This is a genomic window from Nocardia amamiensis, from assembly GCF_015477605.1.
Classification (GTDB): Bacteria; Actinomycetota; Actinomycetes; order Mycobacteriales; family Mycobacteriaceae; genus Nocardia; species Nocardia amamiensis_A.
This window is the reverse complement of record NZ_JADLQX010000191.1, coordinates 1-689: the sequence shown is the minus strand read 5'-3', so window position 1 is coordinate 689 and position 689 is coordinate 1. Positions and strand designations below refer to the sequence as shown.

Sequence of the window (689 nt, the reverse complement as noted above, 5' to 3'; positions counted from 1 at the left end):
CCGAAGCGCCGCTCCCAGCGGTCGATGTCCCGCTGAGTGCTGCGCACCAACGCGAAGTCGGACGGGGTGTGCCCACCCGCGCCGGTCGAATTGGCATGGCGGGCCACCGCTTCCAGCGCGGCGGTCCACAGCTCGCCGAACTCGCGCACGTCGGCGGCGGTCAGCAGGGTGGACGGGTAGCCGATGGTGGCGGTCAGCTTGTCGCCGACCACGATCGCGTTCACGTCCAGCGGCGCCATCGCGGGCATATCCGCGTCGTAGGCGCCGCCCAGCGCGCCGAGTTCCGGCGCCGGGACCCAGCCGAAGCCGCGCAGCGACTCCGGCACGTCACCTTCGGAGACGCGGCCCAGGTAGTTGAAGCTCACCTGGCCGGGCAGTTCGCGCGGCAGCTCGGAGGCGGTCTCGGCGTTCAGGTAGCGCAGCAGGCCGTAGCCGATGCCCTTGTCCGGCACCGCGAGCAGCTGCTCCTTGACCGCCTTGACGGCCGCCCCCAGCGCGGGCCCGCCCGCGAACGCCGCGTCGACGTCGATACCGGACAGATCGAAGGCGACCGGGTAGATCGCGGTGAACCAGCCGACGGTTCGCGACAGGTCCGCACCCGCCACCACGTCTTCTTCGCGGCCGTGACCCTCCAAGCGGATCAGCAGCGACTCGTCGCCGCGAGCGGCCACCCGGCGCGCCCGCCACTT

General features: G+C 72.3%; 1 protein-coding gene. It reads right to left on the bottom strand.

Going from position 1 to position 689, the window contains the following annotated elements:
- Window positions 1-689, bottom strand: a 689-nt coding sequence (locus tag IU459_RS37420) for a condensation domain-containing protein (RefSeq protein WP_195134292.1), incomplete at both ends; no start/stop codon positions are given.